Source organism: Pseudomonas sp., from assembly GCF_048269965.1.
Classification (GTDB): domain Bacteria; phylum Pseudomonadota; class Gammaproteobacteria; order Pseudomonadales; family Pseudomonadaceae; genus Aquipseudomonas.
In genome coordinates this window covers 106635-120572 of the sequence record NZ_JBLWTV010000005.1, presented here as the reverse complement: position 1 = coordinate 120572, position 13938 = coordinate 106635, and the positions used below count along the sequence as shown (strand labels likewise).

Below are 13938 nucleotides of genomic sequence, written 5' to 3'. Positions count from 1 at the left end.
TGAGGGTCACCAGTTGGTAGGGTGGGCTTTAGCCCACCAAGGCTGGCCGCTGTTGGTGGGCTGAAGCGGAGCGCCGCCCGGCCCACCCTACGGACTGGAGCGAGCGTCGCGAGCGAAATGGCGTCGCCACGGATTCGCGAGCAGAGCTCGCTCCTACGCATCATGGCGCCCCCAGGAAACCGCTGAGCGTGACCTGCGCCCGCTCACGCAGATCGCCCCTGGCGCCGCGCTCCTCGGCGGCGACCCACAGCGTCACGCGGCGCATGGCCGGCTCGCTGGTGGCCTGGATTTCGCTTTGCCACGACCAGCGACGGCCGGCGAACTCCACCTGGCCCTGGTCGCGGCCATCAGCCGGTGGCGTGTCGGCCAGCTGCAGCTCGGTCAGCTGGTTGTCCGCCACCCACATGGCCAGGGTCTTGTTTTCGAGCTGGCTGGCCGTGCGCACGCTACGTGCGCTGGCAGTCAGCACGCTGGCGGCAATCAGGGCGAAAATGGCCAGGGCCACCAGCACTTCGAGCAGGGTAAAGCCGCGTACTGGCCTCATCGCGCGCGCCTCGTGCCCAGTTCCTCGACACGCGGCAGACCGAAGCCATCGCTGGACAACTGTAGGCGCAGGCCTTCACGACGACGTTCGGCCAGGCGCAGACGGAAGGGCGTCATTTCACCGCTGGAGAGGATCAGCAACTGTGGCGTATCAGCACTGTCATCAGTTGTCAGGCTCAAGGCCTCGCCCTCCACCTCGAATGCCAGCTCGGCCCACTCTGGCAGGCGATGAGCCTGGCGATCCAGCGCCTGCCACTCGCCGCGCTGCGGGTCGTAGCGCAGCACCCGATAGCCTTCGCGAGTGAAACTCAGGCCATATTCGCGATTGTCCAGCACCGCCTCGTCGACCAGCACGCCGATCAGCCCACCGAGGCGCTCGGCCTCGCTGCGCAGCTCGCGTGCCGGCCCGGCGACACCGGTGCTGAGTACCGCCAGGCCGATCAGGCTGCCGAGAATGACCAGTACCACCAGCAGCTCGATCAGGGTAAAGCCGCGCTGCGCCTTCAACGCAGGAGCGAGCTCTGCTCGCGAACATGGGCGATGTCGAACGCTTCGCTCGCTCCCACAGGCGAACAGCGGCATGGTCGGGTCAGAGATCCCAGTTGCCGATATCGGCGTTCAGGTCGCTGCCACCCTGCTTGCCGTCGGCGCCGAGCGAGTAGAGATCGAAGGCACCCTTGGTACCGGGGGCCAGGTACTGATACGGGTTGCCCCAGGGATCGATGGGCAGGCGCTTGAGGTAGCCATCCTTGCTCCAGTTCTTCGCCGGCGGGTTGCCGCTCGGCTTGCTCGCCAGCGCCTCCAGGCCCTGCTGGGTGCTGGGGTAGTTGTGGTTGTCGAGCTTGTACATGTCCAGCGCGGCGCCGATGGCGCGAATGTCGTTCTGCGCGGCGGTGACCTTGGCCTGATCCGGCCGGCTCATCACCTGCGGCACCACCAGCGCCGCCAGAATGCCCAGAATCACCACCACCACCATGATTTCAATCAGGGTGAAACCTGCTTGTCTGCTATTCACCTAGCTACCCCACCATCTGGTTCAAAGAAAGAATCGGCAGCAGGATGGCCAGTACGATCACCAGCACCACTGCCCCCATGAAGACCAGCATGAACGGCTCGAACAAGCCGACCAACAGGGCGATCTGAGCGCCGAGGTCGTTCTCCTGGTTCTTCGCCGTACGCGCCAACATCTGATCCAGCTCGCCGGAGCGCTCACCGCTGGCGATCATGTGCAGCATCATCGGCGGGAACTGTCCGGTGGCCTCCAGCGAGCGGGTCAGGCTGCCACCTTCGCGCACCTTCTGCGCCGCCACCAGCACCTCGCCACGAATCACACGGTTGCCGATCACCTCGCCGGCAATCGCCAGCGCCTCCACCAGCGGCACACCGCTGCGGGTGAGGATCGCCAGGGTCGAGGCAAAACGCGCGCAATCGGTGGCGCGGCCCAGCTGACCGACCAGCGGTATGCGCAGCAGAAACCGATGCCAGCGCAGCCTGAACGCCTCGTCACGCAGGGCTGCGCGCAAGGCGACGACCGCCAGGATCAGCGCCACCAGGGCGACCAGCCCCCAGGTCTTGACCCAGTCGCTCAGGGCGATCAGCCCGCGCGTCAGCGCCGGCAGGGTCTGCCCCGAGTCGACGAACACCTTGACCACGTCCGGTACCACGTAGCCGAGCAGAAAGCCGACGATCAGCAAGGACGCGCACATCAGGATCACCGGGTAGAGCAACGCCAACTGCACCTTCTGTCGCGACTGCTGACGCTGTTCGGTGTAGTCGGCCAATTGCTCCAGCACCGGGCCGAGGTGCCCGGCATGTTCTCCCGCCGCCACCGTGGCGCGGTACAGCTCGGGAAACGCGGCCGGAAATTCCTTCAGGCTGCCGGCCAGGCTGTGGCCCTCCAGCACGCGGGCGCGCACCGCCAGGAGCATGCTCTGGATACGCGAACTGGTGGATTGCGCAGCAGCGGCGCGCAGCGCTTCTTCGATGGGCAGCGCCGCCTGGATCAGCGTCGCCAACTGGCGAGTGACCAGCGCCAGGTCGCGCGCTGACAGGCCACGTACAAAACCCAGACGCGCCTGACCACTGTCCTGCTCACGGCTGCGCGTGGCCTTGACCTCCAGCGGCGCCAGTTGGCGCTCGCGCAGCAGTTGGCGCACCTGGCGCGCGCTGTCGGCCTCCAGCACACCCTTCTGCTGGCGGCCGCGCCCGTCGAGGGCGATATATTCAAAGGCAGCCATCGGCCAAGCGCTCCGGTTGTTCCCGCAGCAGCGGCATCAGCCGCGATCTGCATCGACTCGCGGCTGCAGCGCAATGCCGCCCAGCCGCTCCTACAGGAGCCCATGCCAACATCCCGATTGTCATCATTCTTCTCGCGTCACGCGCAGCACTTCCTCGACCGTGGTCACCCCTTCCAGCACCTTGCGCCGGCCATCGTCGCGGATGCTCGGGCCCAGGCTGCGGGCGTGGCGGCTCATGTCCTGCTCGGAAGCGCGGCTGTGCACCAGCGTGCGCATGGTTTCATCGAAGACCACCAGTTCGTAGATGCCGGTACGCCCACGATAGCCCTGCTGATGGCAATGGGCGCAACCGCGAGCGTGGTACAGCGTCGGCGGCGAACTGGCCGGCACGCCGAGCAACGCGCATTCGGCTGCATCGGCCGCATAGGGTTCCTTGCACGCGGGGCACAGCACCCGCACCAGGCGCTGGGCCAGTACACCCAGCAAGGATGACGACAGCAAAAAGGGCTCTACGCCCATGTCCACCAGGCGAGTGATGGCGCCGATGGCGCTGTTGGTGTGCAACGTGGAGAGCACCAGGTGGCCGGTCAGCGAAGCCTGTACGGCGATCTCGGCGGTTTCCTTGTCGCGGATCTCGCCGACCATCACCACGTCCGGGTCCTGGCGCAGGATGGCGCGCAGACCGCGGGCGAAGGTCATGTCCACCTTGGTGTTGACCTGGGTCTGGCCGATGCCTTCGAGATGGTATTCGATGGGGTCCTCGACGGTGAGGATGTTGCGCGTATGGTCGTTGAGGCTGACCAGGCTGGCGTACAGCGTGGTGGTCTTGCCCGAGCCGGTGGGGCCGGTGACCAGCAGGATGCCGTGCGGCTTGCGCACCGTTTCTTCCATGAGCTTGCGGTCCTCGGCGCGCATGCCCAGGTGCTGCAGAGACAAGCGTCCGGCCTGTTTGTCGAGCAGACGCAGCACCACCCGCTCACCGTTGGCCGAGGGCAAGGTGGACACGCGAATGTCCACCTCGCGCCCGCCGACCTTGAGCGAGATGCGCCCGTCCTGCGGCACGCGCTTCTCGGCGATGTCCAGCCGCGCCATCACTTTCACCCGCGAGACCAGCAACGCGGCCAGCTCGCGTTTGGGTTCGAGCACCTCACGGAGGATGCCGTCGACGCGAAAGCGCACCACCAGGCGTTTCTCGAAAGTTTCCAGGTGAATGTCGGAGGCGTTTTCCTTGATCGCTTCGCCGAGGATGGCGTTGATCAGGCGGATGATTGGCGCGTCGTCCTCCTGCTCCAGCAGGTCTTCGGTTTCCGGCACCTGATCGGCCAACGAGGCCAGATCGAAACTGCCGCCGATGTCCTCGGCCAATTGCATGGAAGCGGAATCGTGCTGATAGGCCGCACCCAGCACCAGGGCGAACTCAGGTGCGCTCAGCGCCTGCAGCGGCAGGCGGCGACCGGCGAAACGCTGCGCCTCGGCCAGCGCCACCGGGTCACAATCGGCGCGATGGGCCAGGCTGGAGCGTTCGTCCTGCATGACGAACACCACGCCGTGACGCTTGGCAAAGCTGAAGGGCAGACGGCGCAGCGGAATTTCGGGCAACGAAGTGTTCATGCGTGACCTTGGAACAGAACCTTATTCGGGTAGCACAGCCAAATCTGACTGTTTGACCCAATGGCTACCTCTAGGACGGTCTTTTTTGTGCGTACATTCGACTATCTTTAACACATCGTCTGTAACTCTACACCCACCCCATTTAGGGGATGCCAACCTCGCGCAGGCTGCTATGATCAGCGCGCGACGCCCAGCACATAAGAAGAATCGGACTGTCGTTTGCGGAGTAATGCTTTTGCCCATCTCGGCCCTTTCCCAGCGGATCAAGGACAATGCCCCGAGCCTGATCGGCATGCTCGTGCTGATCGCCCTGAGCGTGAGTCTGGCCTGGCAAAGCGCAGAATTGCTGCGTCTGGTGCGCGGCCCCGTAGAGCAACCGCTCGGCCAGACCGCCCCCGATCTGCAACAGCGCGCGCAGGCGCCCATCGCCCAGTTGTTCGGCAGCCCGCGCGAGGCCGACAGCGGTACGCCACCGGCCACCAACCTGCAACTGACGCTGCTCGGCAGTTTCGTCCACAGTGACCCGCAACGCTCCAGCGCGGTGCTCCAGCGCCAGGGCCAGAGCGCCCAGCGTTATACCGTTGGCATGCAGGTGGACAGCGGCGTGCGCCTGGATGCCGTCTATGCCGACCGCGTCGAACTGCTGCGCAACGGTCGCCGCGAAAACCTGGCCTTCCCTCGTCAGCAGAGTGGCCAGTACAGCGTCTATACGCCAGCGGAAGAAACGCTCGACGACCCCGTCGAACAGCTCGACCAACTCGACCAGAACAACCTCGAACAACTGCGCCAGCGCATGCAAGACCTGCGTGAACAGATGGAAGCCTCCGGCACACTGCCGGAGGAAACGCCCGCCGATCAGCTCATGGAAAGCGACTGAACCGATGCATGTTCTCCGAAGCAGACTGACCCTCGCCCTCCTCGCCGCCGGCCTGGCCGCTGCCCCCTTGCCCTTGCTTGCGCAAATCGAGCAGGTGCCGGCCAGCGCCAACCAGCAGGAAGAAAGCTGGACCATCAACCTCAAGGGCGCCGACATCCGCGAGTTCATCGATCAGGTCGCCGCCATCACCGGGCAGACCTTCGTCGTCGACCCGCGCGTGAAGGGCCAGGTCAACGTGATCTCCAGCACGCCACTGGGGCTGTCCGAGGTCTATCAGCTGTTTCTCTCGGTGATGGCCACCCACGGTTTCAGCGTGCTGACCCAGGGCGACCAGGCGCGCATCGTGCCCAACGCCGAGGCCAAGGCCGAAGCCGATGCCGGCCGCCCGGCGCCGGATCGCCTGGAAACCCGCCTGATCCAGGTGCAGCACGCGCCAGTGGCCGAGCTGATCCCGCTGATTCGTCCACTGGTGCCGCAATATGGCCACCTGGCTGCCGTCACCTCGTCCAACGCGCTGATCATCAGCGACCGTAGCGCCAACATCGAACGCATCGAAGACCTGATGCGCCAGCTCGACCGCAGCGGCGCGCAAGACTTCAGCGTGGTCACCCTGCAGCACGCCTGGGTGATGGACGCCGCTGAAGTGCTCAATACCGCCATCGCCCGTGGCCAGGCCAAGGGCACCAGTGCCACCCAGGTGGTAGCCGATGCCCGCACCAACCGCCTGATTCTGCTCGGCCCACCGGACGCCCGCGCCAAACTGGCCGACCTCGCGCGCTCGCTGGACAGCCCCACCAGCCGCTCGGCCAATACGCGGGTGATCCGCCTGCGCCACAACGATGCCAAATCCCTGGCCGAAACCCTCGGGGAAATCTCCGAAGGCCTGAAGAATCAGGAAAACAGCGAAACCACCGGCAGGCAGTCGAACATCCTCATCCGCGCCGACGAGAGCCTCAACGCCCTGGTGTTGCTGGCCGAGCCCGATCTGGTCGCCACCCTCGAAGACATCGTGCGTCAGCTCGACGTACCGCGCGCCCAGGTGATGGTCGAAGCGGCCATCGTCGAGGTCTCCGGCGACATCACCGACGCCCTCGGCGTGCAGTGGGCCGTGGATGCCCGCAGCGGCAGCGGCGGCAGGGGCGGCCTGGGCGGGGTCAACTTCGCCGGCACCGGCCTGTCGGTGGGCAGCGTGCTGCAGATCCTGCAGAGTGAGGAAATACCGGAAGACCTCACCCTGCCCGACGGCGCCATCATCGGCATCGGCAGCGACCGTTTCGGCGCGCTGATCACCGCGCTCTCGGCCAACAGCAAGAGCAACCTGCTGTCCACGCCGAGCCTGCTGACCCTGGACAACCAGAAGGCGGAAATCCTCGTCGGGCAGAACGTGCCCTTCCAGACCGGCTCCTACACCACCGACGCCTCGGGTGCCGGCAACCCCTTCACCACCATCGAACGCCAGGACATCGGCGTGACCCTCAAGGTCACTCCGCACATCAACGAAGGCGCCACCCTGCGCCTGGAGATCGAGCAGGAAATCTCCTCCATCGCCCCCAGCACCGGGCTCAACGCCCAGGCGGTCGATCTGGTGACCAACAAGCGCTCGATCAAGAGCACCATCCTCGTCGACGACGGTCAGGTGATCGTGCTCGGCGGCCTGATTCAGGACGACGTCACCCAGGCCATCTCCAAGGTGCCGCTGCTGGGCGACATTCCTTTGCTCGGCGGGCTGTTCCGCTCCACCCGCGAGTCCCATATCAAACGCAACCTGATGGTCTTCCTGCGGCCGACCATCGTCCGCGACGGCGCCGGCCTGGCTGCACTGTCGGGCAAGAAGTACAGCGACATTCGCATCCTCGGCAACGGCGGCCCGGACAACGGCCGCCCCAGCATCCTGCCCAGCACCCCGGGCCAGCTGTTCGACGGCCAGGGCGCACCGGCGGTGGATTTGCGCCAGTAACGATAGGGCGTCATCTCGTGGGCGGGTGTAATCCGCCGCAATGGCGATGGCGGGTTGCACCCGCCCTACGCGCTGAATTGTGGAGCGCCACAAACCGTGGGAGGCGCTTTAGCGGCGACAATCTCTGCAGCAGTCGCGGCTCAAGCCCCTCCCACTGAGCCAGCGCGACTTGCCTCCCCTCTTCAATTCACAGGTGAACGATACATCGTAGGGCGGGTGAAACCCGCCAGAATGGCGATGGCGGGTTGCACCCGCCCTACGCGCTGAATTGTGGAGCGCCACAAACCGTGGGAGGCGCTTTAGCGGCGACAATCTCTGCAGCAGTCGCGGCTCAAGCCCCTCCCACTGAGCCAGCGCGACTTGCCTCCCCTCTTCAATTCACAGGTGAACGATACATCGTAGGGCGGGTGAAACCCGCCAGAATGGCGATGGCGGGTTGCACCCGCCCTACGTGTTGATTGTGGAGCGCCACAAACCGTGGGAGGCGCTTCAGCGGCGACGATCTCTGCTGCAGTCGCGGCTGAAGCCCTCCCACAGGGTGGCAGGTTCAGGTCACAACGCCGGCGTGCGCAGCGGAACCTGACGCTTGCTGCCAGTCGACTCATAGGCCGCCGCGAGCTGCAGCAGTGCCGAATCATCATAGGCACGGCCGGCAAAGGTCAGCCCCACCGGCATACCGATATCGGCCATCACGCCCATCGGCACGGTGACGGTCGGCACACCCAGATGACGGATCGCCAGGTTGCCGTTGGCCACCCACACACCGTTGCTCCAGGCGATATCGGCGGATGCCGGATTCACGTCGGCATCCGCCGGGCCGACATCGGCCACGGTAGGGAACAACACCGCATCCAGGCCCAGTTTATCCATCCAGTCTTCCAGGTCGATCTTGCGTGTGTACTCCAGGCCGCGCAGACCGTCGGGCAGCGTGGAGATCTGATCCAAGGGCTTGATGCCGCGTTTGGCCATGTTGACGTATTCCTCCATGCCCGCCGCCAGGTCGCCCTCACGATTCGGCAGCGTGCCGGGGTCATGCGGAAAAATCTGCGGCCCGTCCACATCGGCCAGGCGGTTGAGTTGCGGATCAGCATTGGCGCGCAGGAAGTCGTCGAAAGCCCAGCCGCTCAGCTCCCACAGCTCGTCATGCAGGAACTCGGGCGTGACGATGCCACGGTTGAACACGGTCGGCGCACCGGGACGGTCGCCCTCACAGTTGGACACCAGCGGGAAGTCCACTTCGACCACCTCGGCGCCAGCCGCTTCCAGCGCCTGACGCGCCGCTTCCCACAGGTCGATCACCGTCGGCCGGGTGTGAATGCGCTGGCCCGTCGGCCCGCCGATGCCAGGGTTCTCGCTGGTACCGGCCTCTTCGTCCTTGTTGATGAACATCCGCGGCACGCCCAGGCGCTTGCCGGCCAATGCATCGGCCCTGGCCGCAAGTGCCAGGTAGGACGCGGGGCGCACCTCGGAAGCCTTGGGGATTGGCACCCAGGGCTGCAAACGCCACAGATCGCCACGGCTGTCGGCATCGTCGGCCACCACCACGTCGAGCACTTGCAGCAGGTCGGCCATGGTGCGGGCATAGGGCACCACCACATCCATGGTCGGCGTCAGCGGCCAGTTGCCGCGCACCGAGATCACCCCGCGCGACGGCGTGTAGGCGCACAGGCCGTTGTTCGAGGCCGGGCCACGCCCGCTGGACCAGGTTTCCTCGGCCAGGCCGAAGGCGGAGAAACTGGCGGCGGTGGCAGTGCCGGCACCGTTGGACGAGCCCGAAGCGAAGGGCGCAGTCAGGTAATCGGCGTTGTACGGGCTTTCGGCGCGGCCATAGACACCGCGCTGCATGCCGCCATTGGCCATCGGCGGCATGTTGGTCTTGCCCAGGCAGATGGCGCCTGCCGCACGCAGGCGCTCGACGGTGAAGGCATCACGCTGCGCCACCAGATCCTTGAACGCCGGGCTGCCGGAGGCCGCCGTCAGACCCTTGACCAGGTAGCTGTCCTTGGCGGTGTAGGGAATGCCATCCAGCGGGCCGAGGGTTTCGCCACGGGCACGGCGCGTATCGGAGGCCTCGGCCTCCTTCAGCGCATCGGGGTTGCGCACCACCACCGCATTGAGCCGGGTCGGCGTATTCGGGCCATCGTAGGCGTCGATACGCGCCAGGTAGGCCTTGACCAGCTCGACGGCCGTGGTGCGGCCAGACTCCAGCGCGGCGCGCAGCTCGGCAATGGAAACTTCGGTTACCTCGATCATCGTGTCATCACTCGCAATAGCCGGGCCTGCCGATCTAGGGCGACCCTGAATACGGAAAACGGCGCTTTACCGGACCGACACAGCACCACACAGTCGCAAGTCAGGTCATCGGAACAAAGCAGCGTTCAGCCTGAAACAGGCGACAAGAACAAATGATACATGCCAAGCCCAACCGCTTGCGATGAGCATCACGGTATGGCGACAGGCACGATTTCCACCCGGTCGAAATGGCTGATCAGGCGAAAGGCGCGCAACCGCGCATTGTCATAACCATGCTCATCAATGAAGCGATCGCTCACCAGCACGATCAGGTCCGGGTAAAGAAACACGCCCGGATTGAAGTGCGCGACCGACAGCAGGCTACTGGTTTCCCGCTCGACCAACGGCGGCGCAAAACTGACCAGCTTGCCCCGGTGATAGACACGGTACTCGACTCTCACACCGCCGGCAGGATGGGGCTCATGCACTTGCCGAATCGACCACCAGTTGCCTCCTTCATAAATCACCCGCTCGCTGACACTCCGGCTGCATCCGGGTAGCCAAGCGATGACCAGAGCAAGAAGAAAATGAAAAAGTTTCATCACCAGTCCCTGTGCCGAGAAAGTCGGTAGAGGTCACCCTCGCCAAACCAGGCAGGGCGACGCTGACAACATAGCGGCAGTGTAGCCAGATGACACGTGCAACACGGAGCGCAGCGCCTGCCAGCCGTGGACCACCGCTACCGCGTCGTTCACCTGATCGCAGGATCAGCCCCATGCACTCCCCCTGCTATGGTCTCAGTCACCGAACACGAAACAGGAGAATATCGCCATGCCCCACCTCACCGGCGGCTGCCTCTGCGGCCAGGTACGTTTCGAAACCAGCGGCCAGCCTTATCGGGTCGGCCTCTGCCACTGCATGGACTGCCGCAAGCACCATGGCGCCCTCTTCCATGCTTCGGCGATATTCCCGCAGGACGCGGTGCAGGTAGAGGGCGAAACCGGCCAGTACGCCGGCCGCCACTTCTGCCCGCGCTGCGGCTCGCCGGTGTTCGCGCGCTCGGCGGATGAGGTCGAAGTGAACGTCGGCTCGCTGGACGAACCGAACCGGTTCACCCCCACCTACGAACTCTGGACCATCCGCCGCGAAACCTGGCTACCGCCCTTGCCCTTCGACCGCCACTACCCGCGCGACCGCGACCGCAGCACGCGCCACGAGTAGAACCGCTCAAGCATCGGCTTCGCGCCGGCTTATCCAGCCGTGCATCAGCCCGGTCTGGAAGAGCTGCACCGGCGCGTTGAACCCGGCGGCCTGGATGATGCCAGCCACCTGCGGCGCCGGCAGCACCGCCACATCGCGGGCGTAGGCCGCACGTGCACGCTCCAGCGTCTGCGCATCGACCCCGGCCGATGCCATCAGCGTCATCCAGCCAGGCAGCAATACCTCGTAGGCCGGCGACTGGGTATCTGCCGCCAGGTCGGCACTGGCCAGCAGCCCGCCGGGTTTCAGGCGCTGTGCGATCTGGCTGAAGAACCCGGTGCGCGCGGCAGGTTCGAGCAGAAACTGCGACACCAGGAAACAGGTGGCGCCGTCGTAGACCGCCCCAGGCGCCAGCGTATCCAGATAGCCCTGGTGAAAGTCGCAGCGTTCGGCAAAGCCGCCGCGCTGCGCGCGCTGGCGACACAACTCGAGCATCGCCCCGGACGGGTCGAGCGCGGTGAAACGCCAGCCCGCAAAGCGCTCGGCCAGGTGCGCGATTTCCGCCCCCGTGCCGGTGCCCACGCACAGCATCCGCGCGTCGGCCGGCAGGTCGATGAACAGCGCATCGAGCAGCAGATACAGCGCCTCACGAATCGGCGCCATCCCCGCCCATTGCTTGTCGTAGCCCGCTGCCTGCTGATCGAACAGCGCCCTGATTTCCTCGTCACGCATGGCCATGCCTCCGTCGAATGATCAGCCTCACGCCTTCCAGTATCCCAGAGCTGTCAAGCCCCCCACTGCATCGCCCCAGGCCCACTCCAACTTTGTCGGCACTTTGCCAGAGCATCGGGGGACTAACTGGCATGTCCCTTGCCAGCGAACCCGATATGCAGAGCCCGACCTTCGAACAGAAAGCCTTCATCCTGCTGCTCGTCCTGGTGACCATCGCCTTCTTCTGGATACTGCTGCCGTTTTACGGCGCGGTGTTCTGGGCCATGGTCCTGGCCGTGGTGTTTTCGCCCCTGCAGGAGCGCCTGATCCGTCGCATGGGCGGCCGAGGCAATCTGGCCGCTTTGCTGACGCTGGTCATCTGCCTGCTGGTGGCGATTCTGCCGGTGATCTTCATCACCTCGGCCGTGGTGGCCGAAGGCACCGCCCTGTATCAGAAACTGGAGTCAGGCGAGCTGGACGCAGGCGCCTACGTCACCAGCGGCATACGCATGCTGCCGCCCTCGATACAGGAACAGCTCGCCCGCGTCGGCATCTCCAACCTCGACGGCCTGCGCGAACAGATCTCCAAGGGCGCCATGGCCGGCAGTCAGTACCTGGCCACCAAGGTGTTCGCCATCGGCCAGGGCACCTTCGAGTTCTTCATCGGCTTCTTCGTGATGCTGTACCTGCTGTTCTTCCTGCTGCGCGACGGCAAGGACCTGGTGCATAGAATTCGCACCGCCATCCCGCTGGCCGACACCACCAAGCGCCGCCTGCAGATCAAGTTCACCCGCGTGGTGCGCGCCACGGTGAAAGGCAACGTGGTGGTCGCCGCCGTGCAGGGCGCGCTCGGTGGCTTCATCTTCTGGGCGCTGGGCATCTACAGCCCGCTGCTGTGGGGCGTGCTGATGGCCTTTCTGTCACTGCTGCCGGCAGCCGGCGCCGGTATCATCTGGGCACCTGTGGCCATCTACCTGATGCTCAGCGGCAGCCTGGTGCAAGGCATCATCCTCACCGCCTTCGGCGTGCTGGTGATCGGCCTGGTGGACAACATCCTGCGCCCCATTCTGGTCGGCAAGGACACGCGCATGCCCGACTACCTGATCCTCATCTCCACCCTCGGCGGCCTGGCCCTGCTGGGCCTCAACGGCTTCGTGATCGGCCCGCTGGTGGCGGCGCTGTTCGTCGCCAGCTGGAATCTGTTCGGGGCGAAGAAGAAGGTCAGGTTGCCGGAGTGAGGACCGCTGAGTGGAGCAGCACTGATCGCCTGCTACCGACCTCACCAGTCAGTCCCGGGCCGGATCTTCTGCGCTGCAGGAGTCGGGATCATCACTGAGCAGCATACGCCCGATTCGGCCATCGTCGAAGTAAGGTACTTCGGGGCAATAGCGTTGGCCGGCAGAGGTCTCGGTCGATTTCCAGACAACGTTTTCTGACCGCAGGAGAAGCGGTTTCTCCCCGGGTTTGGCGGGTTTCCAGATGTCGATATGCGTGCGATGCAGAAAAGTCCAGTCGTCGATTTCGCAGGTGTTCGGGTCGATCTGATGCAGACGCAAGCGGCCATCTGCGGACTGCTCGACCCGGCCCGAATACTCGATGAAACCGTCACGGTAACCGGGGGCGACATAGCAAAGGCGCCGCGTATCGCCAACCATCACAGGCAGGAAATAACTGCTCTGGCTATCGACTTCCTCCAGTTCGTCGCCCCGCCAGCGGTAGATCGATACGCCATGCTCACAACAACTGGCGCGCCAGAATGAATAGACGATCTGCTGCTCCGGGTCGAAATCTGGCGACGTGATGCCCTGCAACGTTGCAGGTGCATCGACGAAGCGCCCCGTCGCCGGATCATAGAGCCAGGTCTGATGAGGGATGTTAGGGCCCGCGGGCAGAAACTGGGCAATGCTCAGATCGGGCCAGCCATCGAAGTTCGCATCGAACAACACGGGCGTGAAAATACTGCAGGTCCCCTGGGACTCGGTTTCCAGGGTCTGCTGCAGCGCACCGTCCTTGTACAGACGGATGGCCGACACCAGCGGGGGCGTCGGACAACCATCGCCCTCCGGCTCGGCTAGCCCATCCGCCAGCAGCCGTGTCTCATAGGGAAAGCGCGCCTGCAAATCGCCCTCGGCCTCATCCCTGCGCAAAGCCAGTGCAAGCCTGCGCTTGCCGTCAGGCGCAAGCCAGGTGCCGGTGATCCCGTCTTTCAGCGACTCGATCTGCCAGATGCCGGTAGTGGCCGCTTGATTCGTGCGATCTCGCTCGATCAGCTCCGCCCCGGCGCCTTGCATCTGCCCCTCCAGCACGAGCTGGATACGCGTCTGATTACTGCACGGTTGATAGCAGTAGGTGCCCGACAGGGTATCGGCAACCCGGTGCAAGGAAACCTCTACCTGCTTGCTGCCCAGCGTGCCGACAAAGGAGTGACTCCAGACAGGAAATTCCACCGAAGCGGCGGTGGCTTCAGTGGCACTGACATGCCGCGCGGGTATGCAGAGGGTGGTAATGAGGAGCAAAAGAACAGGGAAATTTCGCATTGAAGGCATACAACGTCCTTGTTTCGTGGGGAG

13 protein-coding genes are annotated in these 13938 nt (G+C 64.9%); 4 read left to right on the top strand and 9 right to left on the bottom strand.

The window, feature by feature from the left end; translation table 11 throughout:
* Positions 1-160 precede the first annotated feature (160 nt).
* From gspI to gspE, 5 genes are all read right to left on the bottom strand, one after another.
* Positions 161-544: a type II secretion system minor pseudopilin GspI gene (gene gspI, locus ACN0X6_RS08010; RefSeq protein WP_160020313.1), complete on the bottom strand. Its 384-nt coding sequence runs from the start codon at positions 542-544 to the stop codon at positions 161-163.
* Positions 541-1050 (bottom strand): type II secretion system minor pseudopilin GspH, encoded by a 510-nt coding sequence (gspH, locus tag ACN0X6_RS08005; protein WP_417703047.1) that lies wholly within the window; start codon positions 1048-1050, stop codon positions 541-543. Before gspH ends, gspI begins: the two co-directional genes overlap by 4 nt.
* Positions 1051-1132: 82 nt before the next feature.
* Positions 1133-1558, bottom strand: a complete 426-nt coding sequence (gspG, locus tag ACN0X6_RS08000) for a type II secretion system major pseudopilin GspG (protein WP_417703046.1) — start codon at positions 1556-1558, stop codon at positions 1133-1135.
* Positions 1559-1562: 4 nt separating this feature from the next.
* The gene (gene xcpS / locus ACN0X6_RS07995) at positions 1563-2780 is read right to left on the bottom strand and encodes a GspF family T2SS innner membrane protein variant XcpS (RefSeq protein WP_417703045.1); all 1218 of its coding nucleotides are present in this window, start codon (positions 2778-2780) and stop codon (positions 1563-1565) included.
* A gap of 123 nt (positions 2781-2903) precedes the next feature.
* A complete protein-coding gene (gspE, locus tag ACN0X6_RS07990; protein ID WP_417703044.1) occupies positions 2904-4391 on the bottom strand; it encodes a type II secretion system ATPase GspE in 1488 nt (495 codons plus the stop codon).
* Positions 4392-4620: 229 nt separating this feature from the next.
* Between gspE and ACN0X6_RS07985 the strand changes: the two genes are divergently transcribed.
* Together ACN0X6_RS07985 and gspD are read left to right on the top strand one after the other, a co-directional pair.
* Entirely contained in the window at positions 4621-5268 is a 648-nt protein-coding gene (locus ACN0X6_RS07985) for a type II secretion system protein N (RefSeq protein WP_417703043.1), read from the top strand.
* A gap of 4 nt (positions 5269-5272) precedes the next feature.
* Positions 5273-7225 (top strand): type II secretion system secretin GspD, encoded by a 1953-nt coding sequence (gene gspD, locus ACN0X6_RS07980; RefSeq protein WP_417703042.1) that lies wholly within the window; start codon positions 5273-5275, stop codon positions 7223-7225.
* A gap of 552 nt (positions 7226-7777) precedes the next feature.
* Here gspD and ACN0X6_RS07975 read toward each other — a convergent pair.
* Together ACN0X6_RS07975 and ACN0X6_RS07970 are read right to left on the bottom strand one after the other, a co-directional pair.
* Positions 7778-9478 (bottom strand): amidase, encoded by a 1701-nt coding sequence (locus tag ACN0X6_RS07975; RefSeq protein WP_417703041.1) that lies wholly within the window; start codon positions 9476-9478, stop codon positions 7778-7780.
* A 188-nt stretch (positions 9479-9666) separates the two neighbouring features.
* Complete coding sequence (locus ACN0X6_RS07970) at positions 9667-10059, bottom strand: hypothetical protein (protein ID WP_417703040.1); 393 nt, start codon at positions 10057-10059, stop codon at positions 9667-9669.
* A 229-nt stretch (positions 10060-10288) separates the two neighbouring features.
* On the opposite strand from ACN0X6_RS07970, the gene ACN0X6_RS07965 reads away from it, so the two are divergent.
* The gene (locus tag ACN0X6_RS07965; RefSeq protein ID WP_417703039.1) at positions 10289-10678 is read left to right on the top strand and encodes a GFA family protein; all 390 of its coding nucleotides are present in this window, start codon (positions 10289-10291) and stop codon (positions 10676-10678) included.
* A 6-nt stretch (positions 10679-10684) separates the two neighbouring features.
* Here ACN0X6_RS07965 and ACN0X6_RS07960 read toward each other — a convergent pair whose 3' ends face one another.
* On the bottom strand, positions 10685-11389 hold the full coding sequence (locus tag ACN0X6_RS07960; RefSeq protein ID WP_417703038.1) for a class I SAM-dependent methyltransferase: 705 nt from the start codon (positions 11387-11389) through the stop codon (positions 10685-10687).
* Between the two features lie 155 nt (positions 11390-11544).
* On the opposite strand from ACN0X6_RS07960, the gene ACN0X6_RS07955 reads away from it, so the two are divergent.
* Positions 11545-12606: an AI-2E family transporter gene (locus ACN0X6_RS07955; RefSeq protein WP_417703248.1), complete on the top strand. Its 1062-nt coding sequence runs from the start codon at positions 11545-11547 to the stop codon at positions 12604-12606.
* A gap of 48 nt (positions 12607-12654) precedes the next feature.
* Here ACN0X6_RS07955 and ACN0X6_RS07950 read toward each other — a convergent pair whose 3' ends face one another.
* On the bottom strand, positions 12655-13914 hold the full coding sequence (locus ACN0X6_RS07950; RefSeq protein ID WP_417703037.1) for an XAC2610-related protein: 1260 nt from the start codon (positions 13912-13914) through the stop codon (positions 12655-12657).
* Positions 13915-13938 lie beyond the last annotated feature (24 nt).

What these genes read in the sequence shown, in the direction of transcription:
- gspI (WP_160020313.1), bottom strand. Translation starts at nt 544, where the DNA reads ATGAGGCCAGTACGCGGCTTTACCCTGCTCGAAGTGCTGGTGGCCCTG.
- ACN0X6_RS07955 (WP_417703248.1), top strand. Translation starts at nt 11,545, where the DNA reads ATGCAGAGCCCGACCTTCGAACAGAAAGCCTTCATCCTGCTGCTCGTC.
- ACN0X6_RS07970 (WP_417703040.1), bottom strand. Translation starts at nt 10,059, where the DNA reads ATGAAACTTTTTCATTTTCTTCTTGCTCTGGTCATCGCTTGGCTACCC.
- gspE (WP_417703044.1), bottom strand. Translation starts at nt 4,391, where the DNA reads ATGAACACTTCGTTGCCCGAAATTCCGCTGCGCCGTCTGCCCTTCAGC.
- ACN0X6_RS07985 (WP_417703043.1), top strand. Translation starts at nt 4,621, where the DNA reads ATGCTTTTGCCCATCTCGGCCCTTTCCCAGCGGATCAAGGACAATGCC.
- ACN0X6_RS07950 (WP_417703037.1), bottom strand. Translation starts at nt 13,914, where the DNA reads ATGCCTTCAATGCGAAATTTCCCTGTTCTTTTGCTCCTCATTACCACC.
- gspD (WP_417703042.1), top strand. Translation starts at nt 5,273, where the DNA reads ATGCATGTTCTCCGAAGCAGACTGACCCTCGCCCTCCTCGCCGCCGGC.
- ACN0X6_RS07965 (WP_417703039.1), top strand. Translation starts at nt 10,289, where the DNA reads ATGCCCCACCTCACCGGCGGCTGCCTCTGCGGCCAGGTACGTTTCGAA.
- ACN0X6_RS07975 (WP_417703041.1), bottom strand. Translation starts at nt 9,478, where the DNA reads ATGATCGAGGTAACCGAAGTTTCCATTGCCGAGCTGCGCGCCGCGCTG.
- xcpS (WP_417703045.1), bottom strand. Translation starts at nt 2,780, where the DNA reads ATGGCTGCCTTTGAATATATCGCCCTCGACGGGCGCGGCCGCCAGCAG.
- ACN0X6_RS07960 (WP_417703038.1), bottom strand. Translation starts at nt 11,389, where the DNA reads ATGCGTGACGAGGAAATCAGGGCGCTGTTCGATCAGCAGGCAGCGGGC.